Here is a 21,201-nt window from a genome sequence, read left to right as displayed (position 1 = left end):
CCGGGAGAGAGGGTAGTGACGTGATGACTTTCAGCGATTCTCGCGACCCCGAAGTCGTGGAGATGTCCGAGGAGGAGGAGCAGGACTACGTCCGCTCCGAGTGTGTCCGCCTGTTGGGGGTAGATCTCGAAGAGTTCACCCGGCGGTGGTACGCGGGGGAGTATCGCGATCACGACGACCCGAAGGTCACCCAGGTAGCCATGCTGCTGCCCGACGTCGGGTAACACCCCGTTAGAGCCTTTTGGCGTGTTTGGGTTGCCTCTGGTGGTGTGCTGAAGTGTGGAGAACGGTCGGGAGGTTACCGACGACGAAGCGGCCCCGGCCATCGCGTAGCAGGTGTGGTCGGGGCCGCGTCATGCCGGTCGCGAGAGGGTGCACTCCCTGCCCTGGTCAGCGGCTCGGGAGTGGCCGGTCTCAGCGGTAGTTGGTGAACTGTAGGGCGACGCCGAAGTCCTCGCTCTTGAGCAGGGAGATCACGGTCTGCAGGTCGTCCTTCTTCTTGCCGGTCACCCGGAGCTGGTCGCCCTGGATCTGCGCCTGCACGCCCTTCGGCCCCTCGTCGCGGATCTTCTTGCTGATCGCCTTGGCCTTGTCCGAGTCGATGCCCTGGATGATCTTGCAGTCGATCTTGTGGACCTTGCCCGAGGGGCGCGCCTCGCCGGCGTCCAGGGACTTCAGCGAGATGTTCCGCTTGACCAGCTTCTCCTTGAAGACCTCCAGGGCCGCCTTGACCCGCTCCTCCGTCTCGGCCTGGAGGCTGACCCCCTCCTCGCCCGACCACGAGATGTCGGCCCCGGTACCCCGGAAGTCGAAGCGGGTGGAAAGCTCCTTCTCGGTCTGCCGGAGGGCGTTGTCGATCTCCTGCCGGTCGACCTTGCTGACGATGTCGAACGACGGGTTGGCTGCCATGATTCCGCTCCTGCTGTGGACGACATGAAGGTGCGCCGGGCCGGCCCGGCGGTGGTGCGACATGCCGACGGTACCCGCTTGCGCGGCGGCCCGATGCAACCGCTATCCTTGCTTCCGCTGCCGCGTTCCGCGTGGCGGCACGCCCTGGCGGGTTGCCCGAGCGGCCAATGGGAGCGGACTGTAAATCCGTCGCGAAAGCTACAGAGGTTCGAATCCTCTACCCGCCACCAGGTGCGAAAACAGCCCTTGACCAGCCAAAACGCCGGTCAAGGGCTGTTCCCGTCTGTCCAGCCGTCAACGGCGCTGTCTGGCCGTCAACGGGCGTCCACGGAGAATGCGCGGAGAAGTTTCCGAGCGCTCAGGCGGCGCCTTCGTCCTGGTCGTCGTCCGGTTTCAGCGCCTCCTCGATCCGGCGCCGGGCAAGCTCGTCCTGCCCCACGATGCACTTCGCGTAGGTCCGTAGCAGCACCTCCACGCTGTGCCCCGCCCACTCGGCTACCTGGGTGGCCGGTACCCCGCCGTTGAGCCAGGTCGACACCGCCGCATGCCGTAGGTCGTAGGGCACGCTGGCCAGCGGCGAGGCTGCCTCAGCCGGAGTCAGAGCCGCTGCCCGTGCCCTGTGCCAGACGGTGAGGTAGGTCGACTCGCCGATGGTGCCGCCGCGCGGCCCGACGAACAGCCGACCATCGGGTGCCGTGCCGAACTCCTCCAGGTGCTCCCGCAGGAACGCCACCAGTTCCGGATGCGCCGGGACTGGCCGCGTGTCCCGTGCCGCTCGATGCTTCAGGCCGCGCCGTTCCCGCGACCGGCCGCTGTCCGTCCACGCCGTGCCGGTGCGCGGGGCCGAGCTGGTCAGCAACAGTTCGCCCCAGCCTTCTTCGGGCAGCCGGGCAAGGTTCTCCCGCCGAATCTCCAACGCCTCCCCGGGGCGGGCGGCGCCGTAGTACATGCAGGCGAAGAACGCGGCCAGGCGGCGCCCGATGGATGACTGCTCGCGAACTGCGGCAAGTAGCGCCCGTGCCTGCCCGGGGTTGATCGCGGCCCGACGTCGATCGACCGTTTCCACGGTCTTCGGTGTTTTCCAGGTGATCCGGTCGATCGGATTGCCGCTCAGGATGCCAAGCTCTACCGCGTACGCCAGGGCGTTATAGAAGACTGCTCGTTTCCGGGCGACCGTCCTTGGTGCGGCCGGTCGTCCGTCCAGCCGCAAGGCAAGTGCGTCAAGCGCACGGCGGGTCAGTTCGGGGCCGGTGCTTGGGTCGTCGAAGTCGGCCAAGGCCACCGTGTTGCGCTCCAGCCATCGAATAGCGGCAGCGAACTCCGGCGGCGGGTCGCCAGCCTGCCTGCGTGGCGCGACGAACGCCCATGCGTAGAGCGCCTGCCGGAGCGTGTCATGGTCCGGCCGTCCGCGTTCGGTGCTGAGCAGGGCCGGCGTGACAGTCGTCAGCGTCTCCGCGACACCGGTACGCGACTTCGGCGCCGCAGCGGGCCATTTCATGTCGACGTACCGGCAGGCGTGGTCGTACCACGGCTTGCTCTGTTGCTCTCGCAGCATCGTCTCCGGAAGCCCGGAGGTGACATCGAACGGTGTTCCCCGTTGCGTCGCGGACAGCAGTTGCGCGCGGAAACCATCCGCCAGTGCCCGGGTACGGAAGGTCTTGTGATGCTCCTTCTCGGCGACGGTCCAACGAACGGCGTAGGTCTTACCGCGCTTTCCCTCCTGAACGCGTAGTGCCCAGATACGCACGTCGTGGGAGAGGCGCCGGGCGCCCCTGTCATCGGGGCGCCCGGCATCGGTACGGCGACGACTCACGCTGCCTCCTCAAGTCCGTCAAGCCACAGGTTGAGGTCGTCACGACGGACCCTGATTTCTCCGTTGGGAAGCTTGATGCAACGGGGCGCCTTGCCAGTCTGTCGCCAGTAGTAGAAGGTCGACCGGCTCACCTTCAGTTCGCCAATGACTTCGGGGATGGTCAGGGACTCCTCGATCCGGCGCGGGGCCATCGGTTGCTGTCCTCCGTCGTGCGCAAGGGGATTCCGGGGCGCCTGAATCGCACGGTGAGCGCCGTCCCGGCTGACAGGGTGGTAGGTGTTGGCTGAGCGAGCGAACTCGGCACAGGCCGTTTGCATGGGGGTCTGAGAGGCCCGTAGCGGCGAGATCTTCGGTCGACGGGTGTCCATTGACGGGCCGAGTGCTCTCAGGGCTACTGATCGGGTCGGTTCGGTGGCCGGTCGGGCGGTCATTGCCGGCGTCCGGCGACGCGGGAGCGGGGGGTATCCGTCCCATCCGTACCAAGCTCGTTTTGGCTGCTCAGGGCTGGTACGGATTGATGCGCTGGTACGGATTGATGCGTACCAGGGGCGCGGACGGGGCGGGTCCGTGGGACGGATTGATCCGTACCAGGCAGGGAATCCGTACCAGGGATGACCTGCGGAAACGAGGCTGGTACGGATGGGACGGATACCCCTGCCGTCGGTGCCGGGCAGTATCTCTGCCACGCGTCGGCGAAGGCATCTCGGGTGTAGCCCTTGGCCTGCCCAACGGGGAAGCGGAGCGTGGCCGAGGTGATCCCAAACTCGCGGAGCAGGTCACCGAGCCGCTTGCCAGTGAGCCCGGATGGTCCGCTGTCGGACCAGGGCGCCTCCTGGTCGCCGTTGAGGACGGTCAGCAGCTCGCTCGTCGCGGCGGCTGGCGGGTCGCCGAGCACGGTGAACGCGGTGCGGATGTCGCCGAGCAGGCGTACCCGGGTGGAGACGTTGCCGGCGTCGTCGGCTTCCGCCGTCAGGGTGGTGACGGCGCACCGGGCGCGGGTCGGCCACATTCCGCCAGCCAGGTCGGCGACGGCTACGAGGGGTTCCCAGGTGTCGGCGGCGCGATCTTCAACTGGCATGGTGGGTTCCGCGGCTTCCAGGTCGACCAGGTGAGCGCCGAGCCATTCGGTCAACCGCTCGGCCAGTCGCCGCAACGCTGGCCCGTCCCGGCGGTGCCGGTACGGCGCTACCTGCTCGCCGGGGGCACGGCGGCGCATCCGGACGACTACGGCGCGGTCTTCGATGGTGTCGGGCATGGCGCCGATTCCGGCGAGTGCGGCCATGGCGAAGGTGGGGATTTTCTCCAGACGTTGAGTGCCGGCATCCCATCGGATCGCGGGCCGGTTGCGCTGGTGGCCAGCGTTGAGGAGTCCGCGTAGGTCTTCGTTCGCTTCGGCCTTGCCGTTGCCGAAGATGGTGTCCGCCTCGTCGACGAGCAGGGTTGGCGGGTGGTCGGTGCCAATGGCGCGATAGACGGCGGCCGGAGACGCGTTGACGGTGATCAGCGGGTTGTGGCAGGTGCCTTCCACGATGTCGAGCAGTCGACTCTTGCCGCACCGCTTCTCCGGCGCCCGGATCACGAGCCGGGGCGCGTGTGCCCACGCGGTTTGTGCGTGCGTGGCGGCGATCCACAGCACCACGGCGTCAACGGCTTCCGGCGACGGGAGGATGACGTACCGGGTCAGGCAGGCGTGTAGGTCGTCCAGGATCGCCGCGCCGTCGATACGGCGGCCGGGCAGGGTGTGTTGGTTCATGCTGCGACTCCTTCAGCCTGGAATCCGCCACGGATGGCGGCGCGGATGTCCCGTTCGGTCTGCTCGGCACGGCGGCCGGCGTCGGTCAGTGCGGCCACGGCGTCGGCCTGGTCGATGGCGTGCGCGGCGACCATCCGAGCCACGCCACGGGCGGCGCCGTACAACGTGGTCCGGCGGGCGCCTTCCGGGGCGTTGGTCACTGCGTGCAGGTGTGCGGCTAGGAGCCGGTCGGGATGGGAGATGCCTCCCGCCGTGCGGGTGCTGATCGGTCCCGTCGGCCGGGTCGGTTCGGGTGCCGGCGGCGCCGGTTCGCACGCCTCGACCAGCGCGGGAGGCATCTCCTCCACCTGCCGACCCGGTACCCACTGGTACGGGCGGCCGGTGCGCGGGTGCACCGACGGCGGAAGCACGACATACCCGCCATCGGCCTTGACGTCGATGCCCGGTCCGAGCCCTGCTCCGGGCTTGCCCTGGCTGCACCGCACCGGCCGTCCGGGGTGCCGGTAGTACAGGTGCCGACCACCCGACCCGGTGACCACGTGCGCGGTGGGCGGTAGCAGCCCTGCGCGGATCAGGGCGGTCATGGTGTCGTCGCCACCGTGGCGCGGGTCGACGTCGACCACGACCAGGCCGGACGGGGCGCCGGTCCGCACCGCGAGTTGCCCGGCGGGGACAGCGGCGACGATGCCGGCCACCCGTAGCGGGTCGGTGGTCGCGGCGTAGAAGCCGTGACAGGTGAGGCAGTCACAGCCGGCCGGGTCATGGCTGTCGTCCGGGTCCGCGCACGGGCGGCAGTTGGCTACCGGGCGCTTGGACCGGGCGAGCATGAACACCGGCCAGCCCTGCGCGGCGTACTGCAACGCTGGCTGGAGCAGCTCGGACACGGCTTCGTCCTCTCGGGGGTCGGGTTGGCATGTCGGGTGTCGGTCGGTGCCGGCGGCCGGGTCGACCGGCCAGCCGCAACCGGCGTCGCACATCGGCCAGCCACGGGCCGCACGGACAGCGGCGGCCGGGGTGGCGGGTCGGTGGGTGGCGGTCATCGGGCGGTCCGGCGCGGGGTGGGCCGGCCAGCGAGTGCGGCACGGGTGACCAGATCGCGGGCGCTGGTGAGGATCGCGGCCAGTTGTCGGCGGGCGGCCGGTTCCGTCGGGGCCAGGGCTACCCGCATGCGCAGCTCGGCGTACTCGGTGCCGCCGTCGGTGCGGACCCGGTTCAGCACGGCCCGTCCGTGCCCCGGCAGGTTGACGATGATCTCTTCGGATCGGTGCTCGGTGAGGTTGCAGCGGTGGTCTCGGGCGCACCATCCGGTGTGTCCGGTGTGGTGGTTCATCGGGTGCCCTTGTCGTGCAGGTTGCGGAGGTAGTTGAGGACCAGGCGGCCGGGCCGGAGCCGGTAGCCGTCTCCGTCGCAGCGGGAGCAGAGTCGGAAGGCGCGGCCGAACGGTGCGCGGCGGCGGCCGGTTCCGTGGCAGCGTCGGCAGGCGACGAACGGGAAGAGCCAGCACGTAGCGAGGTAGCCGAGCGTGATGGTGAGCAGGGCGAGTAGGAGGAGAGCGGCGGCGGCTGAGTCGTGGGGGAAGGCGGAGGTAGCGGTAGCGGCGAGGGGTGCCACGGAAAGCCTCCTGGGGCCGGTTTTTGGGTGCACGGGGCTGTTGGCGCTACCCGCTACCGGTGTGGGTAGCGGCTGGCCAGGGTGGTAGCGGGGGAAGTAGCGGCGGCGCTACCTGGTAGCAGCGCCGCCGCTACCGATCAGGCGCTCTTGCGTCGGTTGATCGCGTCGTCCAGGTCCTTGAGCCGGGCGCCCCGGTTGACCGTTCCGCGCACCTTGACGCTCACGCTCGGTACATGCTCGCGAAGGAGAGCAGAGGCGGCGTCGGCGGTCAGGTCGGCGTAGTGCTCGGGCATCCGTTCGGCCAGCCGTGCGGCGATGGTGGTCCAGTGCAGGCCGGGTTCTCCGGGGTGGAACGCGGCCCGGACGTCGGCGAGCACGTCGCGGACCTCTCGGGCGACGGTTTCCCCGGCAGCGTCGCCGGTCAGCGTTCCGGCCCGTTCCCGGTGCTTGCGGGCAGCGCTGAGGATCTTCTCCGCGTCGGTGTGGTCGGCGAGGTAGGTCCGGACGGTGGCGGTGTCGTCGGAGGCGCCGTAGAGGATGCCCACGCCCCGGTAGTCCCTGCCGTTGGGCAGGGTGGAGGCGTCGAACCCTTCTGCGTACGCGTCCCCGCCGAGGATCGCCTCCGAGACGACCCGGTTGCCGCACTTGAGCGCGAACCGTACGGCGTGGTTGTCGCGGTAGCGGTTGAACAGCCGTGCCACGTCCCCGGCACCGACCCCGGACGGCTTCTGCGACGACGACAGGATGATGACCCCGGCGGACGGACCGACAGCCATGATGAAGCTGAGCAGGCCGGCAATCTCCTTGTTCACGTCCTGGTCGTCAGTCTCGAAGTAGGTCTGGAACTCCTCCAGGACCAGCAGCCACACCCGAAGCTGGGGGTACTTCCGGGACAGGTCCCGGGTGATCTTCCCTTCCGGGCACTCCGAGGTCGGCAGCTTGGCAAGGAGGTCGTTGACCTGCTCGATGTGACGCTTGATCTCGCGGAGCATGTCGAGCAGATGCGGAATCGGGTCGTTGTCGCGGCTGTTGGGCACCACGCCGCAGACGTACCGGTGGGCGACCAGGCGGAACTTGTCCCAGTCGGCCGACATCTTCCCGTCGGCCACCAGCAGCGTCACGTACGGGTCAAGTGCGGCGAACAGCGCCAGTAGGCGAGTGGCGAACGTCTTGCCCTTGCGCGGCTGCGCACCGATCAGGACCGAGATCCACATCAGGGCAAGGGTGACCTTGCGTCCCCGCTCGTCCAGCCCAAACGGCGCTTCCGCCCAGATGTCCCGGACCTTGCAGTCCAGCAGCGGCGTCTTGCCGGCCGGGACGGCGAGCGGGTCGCGGTCGGCGACGAACAGCAGGTGTCGCCGGTGTGAGGACGGGTCACGGGTCACGAACACCTGATTCACCGACACGTCCATGCCGGCCGCAATGGCGGGCTTGGCCTTCAGGACGTCTTCCCAGGTCTTGCCGTTGAACGGCAGATCGATTAACACCTGAGAGCCGGTACCGGACGCGTCCCGGGCCATGGTCGACCCGAAGGTGATCTGCTGGTTCGGCCGGTCAGGGTGTCCCAGGCCGGCGGCGTAGTAGGCGCGGAGGATGATGTCCGGGTTCACCCGGCGGAACCGGCCGGCGACGGTGGCAGGGCTTATGATCCGTCGGTCGGCGGGGCGGCCGATGTGGGCGAGGTAGGACACGCCGAGTACGGCGGCGGTTGCCTTCACCCACCACGGGGTGAGCGGCCACAGAACCGGCGCACCGATGGCGAGTGCGCCCAGCTCGGCGGCGAGCACGGTGCCGCGCCATGCCCGGGTTGCCTTGACCTCCCGGTGCAGCTTCAGCCACAGTTGCGCGTCTTTCGCGTCGGCAGCCGCTTGGCGTAGCCCGTACTGTTCGGAGAGCCACCACCAACGGAGCTGTCGGCCGAGCAGCCGGAACAGGCCAACGCTGGCCCAGAATCCGGCCTGCGTGGCGTACCACGGGGAACGCAGGGCGTGGTAGCCGGTGCGGTAGGCGGTCAACCCAACGGCGTAGCGGACCGTGGCGCGGAGGTTCGCCCAGCCGCGCAAGCTGGTTGGCACAATCGGCCGGCGTCCGTCCGGCCCGGCCGGCGGAACGTCGACCAGGGCGCCGCCGGGCTGTGGCGCCTCGTCGAGCGGTACGTCGAAGTGCGTGCCGGCAGCGGCGCCGGTCGGCCGGTCGCGGCGGCGCGGCGCCCGGCGGGCGCGTTCGTCGTCCAGGTCGACCACGTCCGCGTCGGCCTGCCGGGTCAGGTCGGCTTCGTAAGCCTCCCAGTCGAAGCGGTCATCAGGGTTGCTTGCCATGATGAGGGTTCCTCCATCAGGGATTTTGTGGATCTCGGATCGGAAGGGGGCCGGCGGCGCGGCACGGGTTTGCGAGGCCAGGAGCCGCGCCGCCGGGCAAAGTCAGGGCTGGTCGTTCGTGTGGAGCAGGTGAGCCAGCGCCGCCCCCATGCCGAGCACAGCGACCGGGAGGCAGGCGACGATGGTCGTGATCCACGCCGGGGCGGAGGTCATCCCGGCGGCGGTCATCTGGTGGTAGGCGATCTGCCCGAGTGCGCCGAGCATCAAGGAGCCGATCCCGGAGATCCGGGCGAACCTGCGCGCCCGGATCGGTACCGCGTCGCCGGAGAGCCATGCCCGCAGGGCGTAGGCCGCGTACGCCTCGACGCCGATGGGCAGGGTGATCGCCGTGTTGATGCTCAGCGAGTCCCAGATGCCCGGCAGCGGGTGGACCACGCCGAACCCGGTGAGTCCGCCGAGTCCGACCCACCCGGACCAGATGGCCACGAACGCGGGAGCGGCCAACAGCAGCAGGACCCACGACCGCACCGCCGGGCGCGGCTTGCGACCCTGCTCCGGGGTGCCGGCGGCGCCCGGGTCTGCGGGCGGGATGGGCAGCGGCGACGACTCCGGCGACGTTTCGTCGGTGGCGGGCTTCTCTGTCGGCGGGGCGGCGGCCGGCGTCGTCGCCGAACCCGGGTCCGCTTCGGGGTCTGGCTGGTTCTGCGGGGTCTCGCCGCTCGGCTCGTTCGGCGCCGGAAGTGCGACGGGGGAGGGCTGCCGGAGGGCAGACAGGATGGCGCGTGCCTTCGGCCCGCCCACCTTGAACTCCTTCATGAGCCGGTTCCGGGAGGGAATCTCGCCGGTCCGATCGGCCAGGTCCCGCGCGGCCGGCAGCAGGTCTTCCACGGACCGGGGGTACGCGCTGTTCAGGGTCGGGGTGGTCATCACGCGTCCTCTCGCATCAAGCCGGCGGGGCCGGCTTCGGGGATGTGGATCAGCCGGTACAGAGCCATTTGCAGACCGAGCAGGTCGCGGCCCTGGCCGTCGTACTCGTCGGCGGTCCTTACCGGGCAGCCGTGCGCGGCCAGCACTTCGGCAACGTCCATCACCAGGCCGAACGTGAACCGGGTGTCTTTGGCCGGGGCCGAAACCGAAACCGGGTAGCGGCGCGTCATCGGAGCCACCACCTACGCCGCGAGCCGGGTCGGCGTGACCGGGCTGCCCAACGTCGCGGCCATCCGCATCACCCGCTGCTCCGCACGCCGGATGCGGCGCCGGTCCAACGGCGACGGTCCGCCGTCGCTGTACAGAGCCCTGATCTCCGCGTCGAGCAGGGAGAGTTCGGCGTCGATGAGCGGCCACTCCGCCTCGATCGCGTCCAGGTCTGCCGGGGTGGGCTCGTCCGTGTGCCTGTCCATCGTTCACCTCTCATGTAGCCATGACCTATCTAAGTTAGAACATGTCTACCTCTGGTCTGTCAAGTGCTGCCCCGGCGATCCCGGGGTGCTCGGCCTGACCTCGGCTTGGCTGTGGGACAAGCAAACCGCGCCTGAGCAGCAGCCGGCAGGGTGATTTCGGGGGTGCGTGGGTGCGTCCGGGGGTGCTTCCCGGGGTGCGCGCGGCAGGGGAGATGCGAACGACCTTGACTATGGAGTGCGTGAGGACTTGACTACTCAGGACAATTGGATCAAGGAGGGGACGTGCCCGAACTTCAGCCGAACCTGTCCTTGGCTGAGGTGATGACCCGAGTCAACTGCTCCAACAAGGGACTTGCCGCACGGGTCCGCGCGGTTGCCGCGCGGCACGGAACAGAGCTGAAGTGCGATCACGTCACCGTCAAGCGATGGCTGGATGGGTCGCAGCCTCGCACGCAGACGGCCGGATTCATCGCGGAAGCCCTGTCGGAGAAGGGCGGCTTCCGGGTCAGCGTCGAAGACATCGGCATGGGGGAGGCATCTCCCATGGCGACGTTCGAAAGCGCGCTTCAGTACCCGGATGATGTCGCGGGAGCACGGATTCGGCTGCTGGAACTCGCACGCCATGACCTGTCGAACCTGCCTGATGTCCTCACGTCACCAGCCGTCCCGGCCGCCTGGTCAGCGCCCCTGCTTCCATGGCTCCTGTCTCGCCCCGAACCGGTCCCGGAGACCGGTGCTACGGCACGTCGAGTAGGAATGGCCGACGTTGAGGCCATCTGCGCAACGAACAAGATGTTCATGCGTCTCGATTTCCAGTACGGCGGAGGACACGCCCGTAGCGCTCTGGCGCAGTACTTCGCGGCCGAGGTGCTGCCGCTGCTGGACGGGAGGTTCACCGAAAACGTCGGGAAGCGACTCTTCTCGGCTGCTTCGGAAGTCGCGCAACTACTCGGTTGGACCGCGTACGACGCCGGACGGCACGGCCTGGCGCAGCGGTACCTAATCCAGGCGCTACGCCTGGCACAGGCCGGGCAAGACCGCGTGATGGGCAGCCGCATCCTCTCCAACCTGAGCCACCAGGCCAACTACCTTGGCCGGTTTACCGAAGCAGCCCAGTTGGCGAGAGCCGCGCAAGAGGGCGGAAAGGGCGCTGCCAGCGCAACGGTAATGACAATGCTGCTGTCCATGGAGGCACGGGCATTAGCGGGATCAGGCGATGAGAAAGGATGCGCCGCCGTGCTTGCTGCGGCAGAGACCGTATTTGGCCGCCGTAATTCAGCCGATGACCCACCATGGATCGATTACTTTGATGAAGCTGAGTTAGCCGGGGAGATGGCGCACTGTTTCCGAGATCTCCGTAAACCAAAGCTGACACAGGAGTTCGTCGGTAAGGCTGTAGCTCTATCCGATCCAACCTATGTGCGGACGCTCGCCTTCATGCGCCTCGTCCTCTGCGCGAGTTGCATTCATGAGTCTGATCTAGAGCGTGCTGCTGGTGCAGGGATCGAGGCCATCACCCTTGCCGGTAGCCTCAAGTCAGAGCGCTATCTCCGCTACATCCGAGACTTGTGCGGCGACTTTGCGCCACACCAGGCGAGCGCGGTGGTGGTGCCGTTCCTGCGCCTTGCGGACGAAGTGCTCTTGCCGTCAGAAGGGAGCCCAGCGGCGGCGGGAGGTGGGGTCGCGTAGCGTCTCCAAGCGATTTCGGAACTCCTTGGCAACCGCTGGCCCCTCACGGACGTTTTGCATCAGCCATGTCGTCATCTTGAGCTGATTGAGCCCCCGCAGCACGGGAAACCCCTCCCAGGCCCGCACGTCGTAGCCGTAAACCTGGCAGAACTCGGCGTAGTCCTGATCGGTATGCCACCCAATCTCATACTCGGTCGCGGTGACGGAGAGATCCGTTTCCCGGTGGCCAAACGCGAAACGCTCGAAATCGATCAGCACGGCGGTGCCGGCCGGATCAACAATGAGATTCTGTACGTGAGCGTCCCCGTGCACGGCGCACGGTAGGGACGAGTAGGCGAGTCCGCTGTATTCGGCGGTGAGCTCGTCCAGCCGTCTCCGAAGAAAATCAACATCCCTCGGGTCAAGGTCTGACGCCTGGTCAATCCGTTCTTGCACGCGACCGAACATGTTCAGCGCCGGAAGTTTGAGATCCGCCGATGGTGTCAGAGCGTGAAGCTCGTGCAGGACGGCTGCTAGCCCGGCGGCACGCGCCTTACGTCCGCTGTCCACGATCGGATGCCAGAAGGTGACAGGATGGTCCAGCGCGACAATGGGCTGAGGGAAATCCGCAGTCCGGGCCGCGGGCAACCCGGCATTCCGCAACCAGTCCGATACGCGTACCTCTTTCCGGGCGTCCTCAATAACATCGACACCACGAGCGATCCGGACGATCAAATTCGCAGCGGGAAGGCGGAAGATCGCATTCTCGCCGAGCCGGATCAGCGCTGCGTCCTTGGTAGAAACCCCGATCGTTCGGCAAGCCTCGCCTAGAACCTTTACCGCCTCGTCCGAGCTGAAAGGCGAGTCGGACGCGCCCATCAGGAGCCTCTTGCTTCATCGTTCGCGTGTGACGCAAGTTGCTCGACCACGAAGCGCCCCTTCCCTCTGACAGTCTCTATCAATCCGGCGCGCTCCAGGGCCGTCAAGGCACGGCGCACTGTACCCCGTGCCACTCCGTGCCTTTCCGCTAGTTCCATCTCGCCAGGCAGGCCCACGCCTGCGGCCAACTCCCCACGCTCGATAGCGACACGAATTTCGGCAGCGATTCGTTCGGCATCCGTGGCAACCGGACCAGACCCCGAATCCTGCGGAACGTACCTCCCCTTGCCCCGTAAGGAGACGAGGATTCCGCGACTCTCTAAAGCGCGTAACGCCTGCCGGACCGTCCCTACCGACGACTGAAACTGTTCACTCAACTCAGCTTCGCTCGGAACACGACTGCCGGGCGGAAATGCGCCGCTGTCAATCGACCGTCGAACAGCAGCCGCAACCGCCTCGAACTTCGCCCCGGTGCGCTCCTCTGAGGTGCCTCCCGGGCCACGTACGAACCGTCCCCGCCCGGGAACGGTCTCAATCAAGTTCTCCGCTTCGAGCGCGGCCAGCGCGCGCCGTGCGGTGACGCGAGCAACGCGCCACCGCTTGACGACATCTGTCTCAGAGGGGAGGGGCGAGCCGGGAGGCAGGGTCTTGGACTGGATTGCCTCCCGTAGCTCCTGTGCAATCTCACGGAAGCCGATGCCGCTGCCACCTTGCCCGCCCACGTGCCTCCCTAGCCTTGGTCCGGACGACGGACCTAGTCTCCCCGCCGTCCGGACCCGCTTCAACTACCCGCACGGCTCAGGCTGCGACAGCCGCTTACTCGGCCTCAACTCTGTACCCCACACTTCTGGCCCGTGGCTGGCTGCTCTTACAGAGTTTCGCATCTCCCAGGGTGCCCGGCCTGTCGAGCACAATCGAGGTTGCCGGGGAGCACGAGGTCACAGAACGCATCGTGGAACGTCTCGGCCTGAGCGTCCATGACCAGCTCGTCTCGGGCACGCATCTCGGGCATGTAGCGCAGGGATCGGCCGAGGAGTACGGCGAGGTTCACCGCCTCTTCGAGGTTGCCCGCCTCGATCGGAATCAGCAGCACGAATCGCGGCGCTGCTCGGAAGCGGCCGGCGAATGCGTCGAGCGCCTTGCGGGGAAGGGGCTCGAACACGTCGAAGACTTCGACCTGTGTCGGAGGGACGGTCCGGCTCGCCGCTTCGTAGATGCCTCGCCGGTTGGGCGGTCCGGATGGCTGGCTGTGCTCGTCGTAGCCGTAGGTCGACCTGGACACCTGGTTAGTCGTGCGTCGCTCGCTTCTGGTCACCCGGTCGGGGGTGTACGTGTCTTGATCCACTGTTGCTCTCCGTCGGTTGATCCGGGTCCTCGGGCACACGGAAGGGTGCTCCGGCGCGAATCTGCGTCGCAGCATGAGCACTTTCCGTAACGTCGACCATAGCCCTATGGCCATATGGCCACAAGGACACAGGGCTGTATCTGTCAGCAAGGCTGCCGTCCATGTCGATCGATCGGCGCTCGCACACGCCTGTGTACCGCCAGCTCGCGAATCTCATCCGCGAGCGCATCTACTCTGGGCAGTACGAGGCAGGAGCGCCGCTGCCGAGCGAGGTCACCCTCTCTCAGGAGTACGGCGTCGGCCGGGATGCTGTCCGCCAAGCGCTTGCCCTGCTCCGTAGCGAGGGACTCGTCAGCACCGAACGTGGAGAACGGTCCCGAGTGCGGACACCGCCCGAGCGGGTGCCGGTCGAGTTACCGCCCGGTGGACGGGCAGTTGCGCGCATGCCCACCGACCCAGAGCGCGTCGAACGCGACATGGACGCGGGAGTGCCCTTGATCGAGGTGCACCACCCGGATGGCACGACCGAGATTTATCCAGCCGACAAGACAGAGCTGATCCGTCCAGTTTGAGAGGTGGTGTGGGGCGAAAGGGATTACGGATGATTATCCGAATGTATCCAGCCCTGCGCCACCGAGTCGGTAGCTACGAGCAACCGTTCTTGGAGCGAGCTAGCGAGAATTACGACTACGCGCGCCTCGACGTCTAGTTTTGGTCTTCGGGAACAGGGACCTGAGGGTAGGATGATCATGTAGCGATCGTTGAATTATCGGAAGCTGGATTAGCCAAGAATGGTCTTTGACCGTCCGTCCGTACGTTTGAATTGCGGCAGCAATTTGTCCCGACTCCCGCAACAACGCGGCCTTCCCGATCGCCTCGTATGCATCGTCTGGCTGAAACCCGTCGATTGCGCGGCGATCTGCCTCGGTCTCGCTCCCTAACTCCTGCTTGCAGTACCATACGTTAAGGGTTGTAAGGTTGAAGTCCGGATGATCTCGGTGAACGAAGGTATCAAGAAGCGCTTCGCATACCATCTGCGCAAACTGCCATCGCTTCTTGCGCTCGAAGCCGATTGCACGGTCTAGAAAGGAGTCAACGTTAACCGCTGGATCGGGAAAGAAGTGTTGTGCCCAGCGCAGCGATAGACACAAAACCCCTACCTCAATTTCGTCGAGTAGAGACAGAAGATACTTAGAGTCGGTCCTGAGGGTGTCCCATGGTTTGACATTCGCATGGACGGTGCCCTCCACCTCGGCCAGATATTGTCCGTCAACCCGCCGAGCAGTTCCTCTGGTAAATAGACGTGTCCGTGCAACTGCCTCTCGGATCTGTGTCCAGTTACCGCAGACGGGATCCAGGCAGAATCCGCACCATCGTTCGACAGATTCGCTCCATTCCTGTGGTCCTCCCCGAACAAACTCTTCGACTCGTCGGTCGACCGCCCATCTCATAATGTCATTGGTTGACGAGTTGCTGCCGTAGGACTCGACTACCTTGAAGGGTACGGGCGGAAGATCTCCCAACGTTTCTGCTCCGGCGCCAGTTAGGATGCATCGGGTGAGTGCGCCTACGCATTCTTCGAGTGAGTAAATGGCTTTCGATAGAAGCGACTCGGCGAGGTGCTCGGTAAGGTTTGGCTGTGAGAGAATCATATAGTAGCGCGTGGCGAATCCTAAGTGTACCTCCTGGTCTGCATATGTCCTTTGGATCTCGGCCCAGATTGATTTCTCGACCTCCATATATTCCTCGGCCGTAGCGGCCTGTATCTGCTCGGTGGAAATGGGGTATATCTGATCGTCGGCCCTCTTTGGTTTCTCTACCCCCTTTTTCTCAACGAGGGCGGTGAGACGTTCGACTAATCGATCGACCCGCGACTTATCAAGCCTGCTGATTGTCGCTTCGATGCTAACTCGCTCTCGTGCCGTCAAGCGCCTGATGTAGGGTCTAAGGATCGACTGTCTCGCGTTCTCGCGCTCGTTCTCGGAAATCTCGATAAGTCGCCTTGATTTGTCGAGACTGTCGGTCAGGTTCCTGACTGCAATCTCTATTGTGAGTATCAGGAGATTCTCTGTATTGATCCGATGGCTGCGCGTTGTAGTTGCATCGTTGATTTCTTCGGGAGTAGCGTCTACGGACTCGGCCTCTGGCATTGTCTTCCTATTCTTTTGTTGGATTGGCCGGGTGGTTCGTGCGGTTGAACTCTCCGAGTGCATTCACGCTAAGTCGTCCGAACGTGGTGAGTTCCCAAAGGGGATCAGGTGATGCTGTCAAGCTAACGTCGCGGGCTAAACCCAGGCTCTGTAACCGTGCGAGGAGTGCCGTTAAGACGTTCCTTAGCCCGTCATCTCGCTCCAGGATACGAGCTTCAGGCCACGCCTGGCGATACGCTTTTCGCTCGTCCGGGCTTGTCCACCAAACCGGAGACGGGTGTTTCAGGATAAGCATTAGGCGGAAATGTGGAGTCTCTAGTGCGCCAAGGGCATCCACCACGAGTAGCTGTTCGTCAACGGCTGCGCTATCTGTAGCTAAAGCGCCTGTTGCCAAAAGGTTAGCCACTAGTGAGAGTTTGTAATCTGTAGTGGCTCTCGCGGCGACCTCCAGCGATCTAAGAAGGAGTTGTAGTCGAACTGGGTCGTTCACAAGTTTATCCAGTAGGTCGTCAAGCGATGTCTCTGACGACGACGCTGCTTCTATCAGCAATTGGCTGCCGCGTGCCTGCTGAAAGTCCACTGCTCGGCGGACAGCGAAGGAGAGTTCCTCGGCCAATGGACCCAGCATCCCGCCGATCGCGGCGCCCGTTTCAGGTGATCCTGTTGTCGCGGTGATCCAAGCGGATATGCCTGTGTTTACTGAGTTGCCTACGATTCGATCGAAGGCGGCACCCGATCGCTTTTGAAGCTCGGAGGGTGGCTCTATGCCGGTTTCACTCTCGGCCGTCATGCCGCTCCCTCAGATGCGGTTGGTGACACAGAGGCTACGTCCATGGTCTATCAACTCAGCGGCTAGCGCGAGAACTGCCAGTGCAAGAGCGATAGCGTATGGTGTAGCAACGTCCTTTTTGTTCCCGATGACGGCAAGTGCACCAAGGTTTGCAGCCGTCAACGCCAGAAGCGTAGTCGTCGCCCACGACCGAGGCACGGGGAAGCGCTGGGCGCGCTCGCGGGTAGGCAGCACCTTTCCGACCATGGGTACATGGAACCAGGTCTAGGCCCACGTGTGGCGTTGTGTCGCCTTGGCGTCAGTGGCGTGAGCAGTGATTAGGAGGTTCCATGCTGTCCAGATACTGGTACGTCACCTCGTGATCTATATCCCGCCTAAGGAGGTAGCGATGATCGACGCGTGGCGCAGCAAGGTCGTTCGCGCCGATGTAGGCCCCTGTCTGGGGTAGACAGACGACTTCGGGCAACCGACCAGAGGCATCCACCTCGACAGCCAACATCCGCCCGTCAACGGGTCCGTCTTCAAACCACACTTCAAAGGCAGTCACAGGTGAAGTCTCCTGGATCTGGTACTGCCGTGCAGTCCGGCCAGGCACGTGCTCGGCTGACCGGCGTCGGAGCGCAGGGTGGAAGGTGTCTCGGAGAATGTACGGAGAGGTTGGCGGCAGGACAGAGCAACCGACCTGGTCAGAGGCGGTTTGACGCCTGCACTGTAAATCCGTCGCGAAAGCTACAGAGGTTCGAATCCTCTACCCGCCACACGGTGCGAAATCAGCCCCTGACCTGGGACAACCGGGTGAGGGGCTGATTTTGTTCGGTCCCGTGATCTTGGTCCCTGCGCTCGGTCGGCGGCGCGACAGGCGGAAGCCAGGAGTTCGACGGCGGCCAACCACGCCCGTTTCCGTACCGCCGCCCTGGGTTCGGACCTGTTCGCGTCCGGGCCGGAACTGTTTCGCGCCTGTCGGTGTTCGGGAGGCAGGATGACCGAGTGGACCGTGCGGGGCTGACCGCGCTTCTCGACGCGGAGACAGGCGAGGCGTACGAGTCCTGCCGCGCGGCGCTTCGGGCCGGTGCGGACCTGAGGATCTTCGAGGGCGTGGCGTCGGCCGGGGATCTTCTGCGGATCTACAGGCGCCGGGAGCGTCACACCCGTGCACGAGGCGTCCGCACGATGGGCTCTGCGGAGGCGGTAAGCCGGATGGCCGTGACGGATCTGGATGAGTTGCAGCTTGGACGGGTAGCCGGGCCGGAGTTGCGGTGGTCTTACTGGTTCTTCTTAGCGCCCGGCGGCTCCCGCCTCGTTGCTTGTCTCGCGATCCAGCGTCGAACGCACCTGATGGCTGAGGGCATGTAACGTCGCCGTTGGCTCCGGAACGCGATGCGGGAGAGGTGTCCGGCGGGAGTGTGATGCCGCGTGAAGAGCTGCGAAGTCCAGATCTGGGAGATCGGCAGCGCGCGGCTCGGAAGGCGCGGCCGTGGGTGTACGCGAACTGGATTGACGGGGGAGACGAGACGATCAATGACAAGATCGGCGGTGCGCTTGGACGACCTCAGTCGCGCAGCCGGTCATGACAACGCTGGGCGGCCTCAGAGAATCCGGACTCGGCTGTGGGACCTTCGATCCTGCCCCCGCCCGGCCAGACGGTCTACGAGAAGCGCAACGTCGTAGAGCGCCGCCTCCACCGATTCAAGGATTGGCGCGACCTAACCACGGGATCGCCACACCCGCATTCCGCTACCGGGCCAGCCGGGTCCTGGCGGCCGCAGCCGGCTGGCTCTGGCGACCGATCGGCACGTGTCAGGTGCCCTTGAGGTGCAGAGCCAGGACCAGCGCAGAAGAGACCGCCAGCTCACGCTGAAGTAGCTCATTCCGAGGGACGAACACCATGGCCTGTCCCTCGCCCAGTACCACATCCTCCTGGCGCGCACTGGTGGTCCCACTGAACACGTGGAGGGTCACAGTGTGGGGAAAGCCGGCCTCGTACGGACGCGGACCGCTCCACAGCAGGTGCAACTCATCCGCCGTCAGACCCGTCTCTTCCCAGAGTTCCCGGCGGGCCGCCTCCTCGGGTGACTCACCGGCCTCGATGTGGCCACCTGGCAGGCTCCACTGATTCGGCGACACGGCCACGTCCTCATCCCGGTGTTGCAGAAGCACCGCGCCCGAGGGATCAACAAGCAGCACGAGCGCGACCTCATAGGTGGCCACCGCGAGATCATGCCACGCGCGAAACCGCCAAAAGACCTCGCGGCACCACTGCATGAGCGAAAGGACGCCCGCGAAAAGCGGGCGGGTCCGATGGTGGATACGGCACCCCGCCAGCGGACCCGCCCGTTCCCCGAGACCGCTGGTAGCTACGAGCAGCAACCGCCGGAGGCTGCTCCAACGGTGGCCGTTGCCTCGTCTTCCTTGCCGTCGCCAGTGTCTCCGGCCTCGCCGCACTTGCAGTTGCCGTCGGCGCCGGGCTGTGCGTCGGCGCTCTTGCCGTACTGGTCGGAGTCGCCCTTGACCACGTACACCTCCCACGGTTCGTTGCCGGGGCCGCGTACCCACACCTTGTCCTGCACGGCGTAGCAGCAGGAGGTGTCGTTCTCGGTGAGGGTGATCAACCCGCTCTGGGTGAGCCGCTCGGTCGCGGCCGCCACCTCCGCGCCGTCGAAGACCTCGACGCCGAGGTGGTCCATGACGGTGGGCTGGTCCGGGGCGCCTTCGAGCAGGACGAGCTTCAGCGGCGGCTGCTCGATGGCGAAGTTGGCGTACCCGGGGCGGCGCTTGGCCGGCTCGACCCCGAACAGCTTGGAGTAGAACGCCACCGACCCTTCAAGGTCGGAAACGCGTAGCGCGAGTTGGACGCGGGACATCCCGCACCTCCCTGCCTAGATGAATATCTAAACAGCAGGTTGCCACGCTGACTAGATGACTGTCAAACTAGATGGGTGTCGAGACAAGAGCTACCCCTACTCAGCGCCGAAAGCTGCTGTCCGCCGCTGGTCGCCGAAGCCCTGACCGAGGAGACGGCCGCCGACCTGGCCCGGGGCTTCAAGGCGCTGGGTGATCCGGTACGCCTGCGCCTGTTGTCGCTCATCGCGGCCCGAGCCGGCGGGGAGGTCTGCGTGTGTGAGCTGACCGACGCGTTCGACCTGACCGGGCCGACGATCTCGCACCACCTCAAGGTGCTGCGGGAAGCGGGCCTGGTCGACTCCCAGCGTCGAGGCACCTGGGTCTACTACTGGGTGATGCCCGGCCGACTCGGTGCATTGTCCCGGCTGCTCGACACGTCGGCGATGACGTCCCGAGCGTCCGGGTGAGCCTGGCCCGGCGTACGTCGGCGGAGTTCGCCGGTACGGCCCTGCTGGTCGCCGCAGTGGTCGGCTCCGGCATCGCGGCCGCCCGGCTGTCGCCCGGGGACGTGGGACTGCAACTGTTGCAGAACGCGTTCGCGACGGCTCTGGCACTCGGCGCGCTGATCCTGATCTTCGGGCCGGTCTCCGGGGCGCACTTCAACCCGGTGATCTCGGCGGCGGACTGGTGGCTCGGTCGACGTACCGGTGCAGGGCTGAGCCCGGCCCAGCTCGCGGCGTACGTGGCCGCGCAGGTCACCGGAGCGGTCGCCGGGGCTGTGCTGGGGAACCTGATGTTCGATCTGCCTGCCGTGACCTGGTCCGGCACGGCGCGCACGGGCGGGCACCTCTGGCTGGGCGAGGTCGTCGCCACCGCCGGCCTGGTGCTGCTCGTCGTCGCCCTGGTCCGCTCCGGTCGGGTGAACGTGGCACCTGCCGCGGTCGGCGCCTACATCGGTGCCGCGTACTGGTTCACCAGCAGCACCAGTTTCGCGAATCCGGCCGTGACCGTAGGCCGAATCTTCTCCGACACCTTCGCGGGCATCGCCCCCGCCTCGGCACCGGGTTTCATCGCGGGTCAACTCGTCGGCGCTGTGGCCGCGCTGGCCGCCCTGGCGTGGTGGTACCCCGTGCCGAGACGGCGGCCCGACGACATGGTCATCCGGCATGCGACGCAGGAGGAGGCACCTGCATGACTCCCGCAACCACCAACGCTGGCGACGTCACCGTCGTGGCGATGAGAAACGAGCACGCCGCAGAGGTGCTAGAAATTTACCGGCTGGGGATCGCGACCGGGAACGCCACCTTCGAGACCGAACCGCCGACCTGGGAGAAGTACGCGACCAGCAGAGATCAGGAGCACCGATTCGTCGCCCTCGACCCCGGCGGCCGGGTCACTGGTTGGGTGGCGTGCAGCCCCGTCTCGGACCGCTGCGTCTACTCAGGAGTGGTCGAACACTCCGTCTATGTACACCCGGAGGCGCATGGCTGTGGGATCGGGCGCGTTCTCCTCGACGTTCTGATCGCTTCGACGGAGCAGGCCGGGATCTGGACGATCCAGTCCGGCATCTTCCCGGAGAACGCCGCCAGCCTGGCCCTGCACGCTGCCTGCGGTTTCCGGGTTGTGGGGACTCGCGAGCGCATCGGCCGTCATCGCGGCCGGTGGCGCGACGTGATTCTGATCGAGCGGCGCAGTACAAAGATCATCTGACCGATTGAGGAGCA

24 protein-coding genes and 1 tRNA gene are annotated in these 21,201 nt (G+C 66.1%); 7 read left to right on the top strand and 18 right to left on the bottom strand.

Going from position 1 to position 21,201, the window contains the following annotated elements; genetic code table 11:
* The first annotated feature begins 23 nt into the window (after nucleotides 1-23).
* A complete protein-coding gene (locus tag C6361_RS26815; protein WP_159079490.1) occupies nucleotides 24-224 on the top strand; it encodes a hypothetical protein in 201 nt (66 codons plus the stop codon).
* Between the two features lie 190 nt (nucleotides 225-414).
* Here C6361_RS26815 and C6361_RS26810 read toward each other — a convergent pair whose 3' ends face one another.
* A complete protein-coding gene (locus tag C6361_RS26810; RefSeq protein ID WP_107269378.1) occupies nucleotides 415-909 on the bottom strand; it encodes a YajQ family cyclic di-GMP-binding protein in 495 nt (164 codons plus the stop codon).
* A 146-nt stretch (nucleotides 910-1,055) separates the two neighbouring features.
* On the opposite strand from C6361_RS26810, the gene C6361_RS26805 reads away from it, so the two are divergent.
* Nucleotides 1,056-1,139: transfer RNA gene (locus C6361_RS26805), tRNA-Tyr, on the top strand.
* A gap of 128 nt (nucleotides 1,140-1,267) precedes the next feature.
* Here C6361_RS26805 and C6361_RS26800 read toward each other — a convergent pair.
* The 10 genes from C6361_RS26800 to C6361_RS26755 all read right to left on the bottom strand — a co-directional run bounded on the left by C6361_RS26800 (nucleotide 1,268) and on the right by C6361_RS26755 (nucleotide 9,804).
* Nucleotides 1,268-2,722 (bottom strand): tyrosine-type recombinase/integrase, encoded by a 1,455-nt coding sequence (locus tag C6361_RS26800; protein ID WP_107269377.1) that lies wholly within the window; start codon nucleotides 2,720-2,722, stop codon nucleotides 1,268-1,270.
* Nucleotides 2,719-2,913: an AlpA family transcriptional regulator gene (locus C6361_RS26795; RefSeq protein WP_107269376.1), complete on the bottom strand. Its 195-nt coding sequence runs from the start codon at nucleotides 2,911-2,913 to the stop codon at nucleotides 2,719-2,721. Before C6361_RS26795 ends, C6361_RS26800 begins: the two co-directional genes overlap by 4 nt.
* A 236-nt stretch (nucleotides 2,914-3,149) precedes the next feature.
* Complete coding sequence (locus tag C6361_RS26790) at nucleotides 3,150-4,475, bottom strand: DUF3631 domain-containing protein (RefSeq protein ID WP_107269375.1); 1,326 nt, start codon at nucleotides 4,473-4,475, stop codon at nucleotides 3,150-3,152.
* Entirely contained in the window at nucleotides 4,472-5,359 is an 888-nt protein-coding gene (locus C6361_RS26785; protein ID WP_234359022.1) for a bifunctional DNA primase/polymerase, read from the bottom strand. The genes C6361_RS26790 and C6361_RS26785 overlap by 4 nt, the downstream gene beginning before the upstream one ends.
* Before the next feature lie 152 nt (nucleotides 5,360-5,511).
* On the bottom strand, nucleotides 5,512-5,805 hold the full coding sequence (locus C6361_RS26780; RefSeq protein WP_107269374.1) for a hypothetical protein: 294 nt from the start codon (nucleotides 5,803-5,805) through the stop codon (nucleotides 5,512-5,514).
* The gene (locus tag C6361_RS26775; RefSeq protein WP_107269373.1) at nucleotides 5,802-6,086 is read right to left on the bottom strand and encodes a hypothetical protein; all 285 of its coding nucleotides are present in this window, start codon (nucleotides 6,084-6,086) and stop codon (nucleotides 5,802-5,804) included. Before C6361_RS26775 ends, C6361_RS26780 begins: the two co-directional genes overlap by 4 nt.
* 137 nt (nucleotides 6,087-6,223) lie before the next feature.
* The gene (locus C6361_RS26770; RefSeq protein ID WP_107269372.1) at nucleotides 6,224-8,404 is read right to left on the bottom strand and encodes a cell division protein FtsK; all 2,181 of its coding nucleotides are present in this window, start codon (nucleotides 8,402-8,404) and stop codon (nucleotides 6,224-6,226) included.
* A 102-nt stretch (nucleotides 8,405-8,506) separates the two neighbouring features.
* Complete coding sequence (locus tag C6361_RS26765) at nucleotides 8,507-9,331, bottom strand: ABC transporter permease (protein ID WP_107269371.1); 825 nt, start codon at nucleotides 9,329-9,331, stop codon at nucleotides 8,507-8,509.
* Complete coding sequence (locus tag C6361_RS26760; RefSeq protein ID WP_107271204.1) at nucleotides 9,331-9,561, bottom strand: hypothetical protein; 231 nt, start codon at nucleotides 9,559-9,561, stop codon at nucleotides 9,331-9,333. The genes C6361_RS26765 and C6361_RS26760 overlap by 1 nt, the downstream gene beginning before the upstream one ends.
* 12 nt (nucleotides 9,562-9,573) lie before the next feature.
* Nucleotides 9,574-9,804 carry a DUF6284 family protein gene (locus tag C6361_RS26755; protein ID WP_107269370.1) on the bottom strand — a complete coding sequence of 77 codons (231 nt, stop codon included), beginning with the start codon at nucleotides 9,802-9,804 and terminating at the stop codon, nucleotides 9,574-9,576.
* A 282-nt stretch (nucleotides 9,805-10,086) separates the two neighbouring features.
* Here C6361_RS26755 and C6361_RS26750 point away from each other — a divergent pair, with 282 nt between their 5' ends.
* On the top strand, nucleotides 10,087-11,493 hold the full coding sequence (locus C6361_RS26750; protein ID WP_159079489.1) for a sporulation protein: 1,407 nt from the start codon (nucleotides 10,087-10,089) through the stop codon (nucleotides 11,491-11,493).
* On the opposite strand, the gene C6361_RS26745 is transcribed toward C6361_RS26750, so the two are convergent.
* The 3 genes from C6361_RS26745 to C6361_RS26735 all read right to left on the bottom strand — a co-directional run bounded on the left by C6361_RS26745 (nucleotide 11,452) and on the right by C6361_RS26735 (nucleotide 13,696).
* The gene (locus C6361_RS26745; protein WP_107269368.1) at nucleotides 11,452-12,351 is read right to left on the bottom strand and encodes a phosphotransferase family protein; all 900 of its coding nucleotides are present in this window, start codon (nucleotides 12,349-12,351) and stop codon (nucleotides 11,452-11,454) included. The two genes, C6361_RS26750 and C6361_RS26745, sit on opposite strands and share 42 nt — an antisense overlap.
* Nucleotides 12,351-13,073 carry a GntR family transcriptional regulator gene (locus C6361_RS39050; RefSeq protein WP_159079488.1) on the bottom strand — a complete coding sequence of 241 codons (723 nt, stop codon included), beginning with the start codon at nucleotides 13,071-13,073 and terminating at the stop codon, nucleotides 12,351-12,353. Before C6361_RS39050 ends, C6361_RS26745 begins: the two co-directional genes overlap by 1 nt.
* Nucleotides 13,074-13,219: 146 nt before the next feature.
* Complete coding sequence (locus C6361_RS26735; protein ID WP_107269366.1) at nucleotides 13,220-13,696, bottom strand: hypothetical protein; 477 nt, start codon at nucleotides 13,694-13,696, stop codon at nucleotides 13,220-13,222.
* A 161-nt stretch (nucleotides 13,697-13,857) separates the two neighbouring features.
* On the opposite strand from C6361_RS26735, the gene C6361_RS26730 reads away from it, so the two are divergent.
* The gene (locus C6361_RS26730; protein ID WP_107269365.1) at nucleotides 13,858-14,268 is read left to right on the top strand and encodes a winged helix-turn-helix domain-containing protein; all 411 of its coding nucleotides are present in this window, start codon (nucleotides 13,858-13,860) and stop codon (nucleotides 14,266-14,268) included.
* 99 nt (nucleotides 14,269-14,367) lie between these two features.
* Here C6361_RS26730 and C6361_RS37180 read toward each other — a convergent pair whose 3' ends face one another.
* The 4 genes from C6361_RS37180 to C6361_RS26715 form a co-directional block, all read right to left on the bottom strand.
* On the bottom strand, nucleotides 14,368-15,846 hold the full coding sequence (locus C6361_RS37180) for a hypothetical protein (protein ID WP_159079487.1): 1,479 nt from the start codon (nucleotides 15,844-15,846) through the stop codon (nucleotides 14,368-14,370).
* Between the two features lie 7 nt (nucleotides 15,847-15,853).
* Nucleotides 15,854-16,636, bottom strand: coding sequence for a hypothetical protein (locus C6361_RS37175; RefSeq protein ID WP_159079486.1), 783 nt, complete (start codon nucleotides 16,634-16,636; stop codon nucleotides 15,854-15,856).
* 1,797 nt (nucleotides 16,637-18,433) lie between these two features.
* A complete protein-coding gene (locus C6361_RS26720) occupies nucleotides 18,434-18,844 on the bottom strand; it encodes an NUDIX domain-containing protein (RefSeq protein ID WP_107271203.1) in 411 nt (136 codons plus the stop codon).
* 146 nt (nucleotides 18,845-18,990) lie between these two features.
* Nucleotides 18,991-19,497: an ArsI/CadI family heavy metal resistance metalloenzyme gene (locus C6361_RS26715; RefSeq protein WP_107269363.1), complete on the bottom strand. Its 507-nt coding sequence runs from the start codon at nucleotides 19,495-19,497 to the stop codon at nucleotides 18,991-18,993.
* 75 nt (nucleotides 19,498-19,572) lie between these two features.
* Between C6361_RS26715 and C6361_RS26710 the strand changes: the two genes are divergently transcribed.
* Genes C6361_RS26710 through C6361_RS26700 form a run of 3 tightly spaced genes read left to right on the top strand, consistent with a single transcriptional unit; the run spans nucleotide 19,573 to nucleotide 21,187 of the window.
* Nucleotides 19,573-19,944, top strand: coding sequence for a helix-turn-helix transcriptional regulator (locus tag C6361_RS26710; RefSeq protein WP_107260955.1), 372 nt, complete (start codon nucleotides 19,573-19,575; stop codon nucleotides 19,942-19,944).
* Nucleotides 19,941-20,672, top strand: a complete 732-nt coding sequence (locus tag C6361_RS26705) for an aquaporin (protein ID WP_107269362.1) — start codon at nucleotides 19,941-19,943, stop codon at nucleotides 20,670-20,672. The genes C6361_RS26710 and C6361_RS26705 overlap by 4 nt, the downstream gene beginning before the upstream one ends.
* A complete protein-coding gene (locus tag C6361_RS26700) occupies nucleotides 20,669-21,187 on the top strand; it encodes a GNAT family N-acetyltransferase (RefSeq protein WP_234359021.1) in 519 nt (172 codons plus the stop codon). The genes C6361_RS26705 and C6361_RS26700 overlap by 4 nt, the downstream gene beginning before the upstream one ends.
* Nucleotides 21,188-21,201: the final 14 nt, after the last annotated feature.

Origin of the sequence: Plantactinospora sp. BC1 (assembly GCF_003030345.1) — a bacterium.
GTDB lineage: Bacteria > Actinomycetota > Actinomycetes > Mycobacteriales > Micromonosporaceae > Plantactinospora.
The sequence above is the reverse complement of the archived record's forward strand: the minus strand, read 5'-3'. Positions and strand labels throughout refer to the sequence as shown.

What these genes read in the sequence shown, in the direction of transcription:
- C6361_RS26815 (WP_159079490.1), top strand. Translation starts at nt 24, where the DNA reads ATGACTTTCAGCGATTCTCGCGACCCCGAAGTCGTGGAGATGTCCGAG.
- C6361_RS26810 (WP_107269378.1), bottom strand. Translation starts at nt 909, where the DNA reads ATGGCAGCCAACCCGTCGTTCGACATCGTCAGCAAGGTCGACCGGCAG.
- C6361_RS26795 (WP_107269376.1), bottom strand. Translation starts at nt 2,913, where the DNA reads ATGGCCCCGCGCCGGATCGAGGAGTCCCTGACCATCCCCGAAGTCATT.
- C6361_RS26790 (WP_107269375.1), bottom strand. Translation starts at nt 4,475, where the DNA reads ATGAACCAACACACCCTGCCCGGCCGCCGTATCGACGGCGCGGCGATC.
- C6361_RS26780 (WP_107269374.1), bottom strand. Translation starts at nt 5,805, where the DNA reads ATGAACCACCACACCGGACACACCGGATGGTGCGCCCGAGACCACCGC.
- C6361_RS26770 (WP_107269372.1), bottom strand. Translation starts at nt 8,404, where the DNA reads ATGGCAAGCAACCCTGATGACCGCTTCGACTGGGAGGCTTACGAAGCC.
- C6361_RS26765 (WP_107269371.1), bottom strand. Translation starts at nt 9,331, where the DNA reads ATGACCACCCCGACCCTGAACAGCGCGTACCCCCGGTCCGTGGAAGAC.
- C6361_RS26760 (WP_107271204.1), bottom strand. Translation starts at nt 9,561, where the DNA reads ATGACGCGCCGCTACCCGGTTTCGGTTTCGGCCCCGGCCAAAGACACC.
- C6361_RS26755 (WP_107269370.1), bottom strand. Translation starts at nt 9,804, where the DNA reads ATGGACAGGCACACGGACGAGCCCACCCCGGCAGACCTGGACGCGATC.
- C6361_RS26745 (WP_107269368.1), bottom strand. Translation starts at nt 12,351, where the DNA reads ATGGGCGCGTCCGACTCGCCTTTCAGCTCGGACGAGGCGGTAAAGGTT.
- C6361_RS26730 (WP_107269365.1), top strand. Translation starts at nt 13,858, where the DNA reads ATGTCGATCGATCGGCGCTCGCACACGCCTGTGTACCGCCAGCTCGCG.
- C6361_RS37180 (WP_159079487.1), bottom strand. Translation starts at nt 15,846, where the DNA reads ATGCCAGAGGCCGAGTCCGTAGACGCTACTCCCGAAGAAATCAACGAT.
- C6361_RS37175 (WP_159079486.1), bottom strand. Translation starts at nt 16,636, where the DNA reads ATGACGGCCGAGAGTGAAACCGGCATAGAGCCACCCTCCGAGCTTCAA.
- C6361_RS26715 (WP_107269363.1), bottom strand. Translation starts at nt 19,497, where the DNA reads ATGTCCCGCGTCCAACTCGCGCTACGCGTTTCCGACCTTGAAGGGTCG.
- C6361_RS26700 (WP_234359021.1), top strand. Translation starts at nt 20,669, where the DNA reads ATGACTCCCGCAACCACCAACGCTGGCGACGTCACCGTCGTGGCGATG.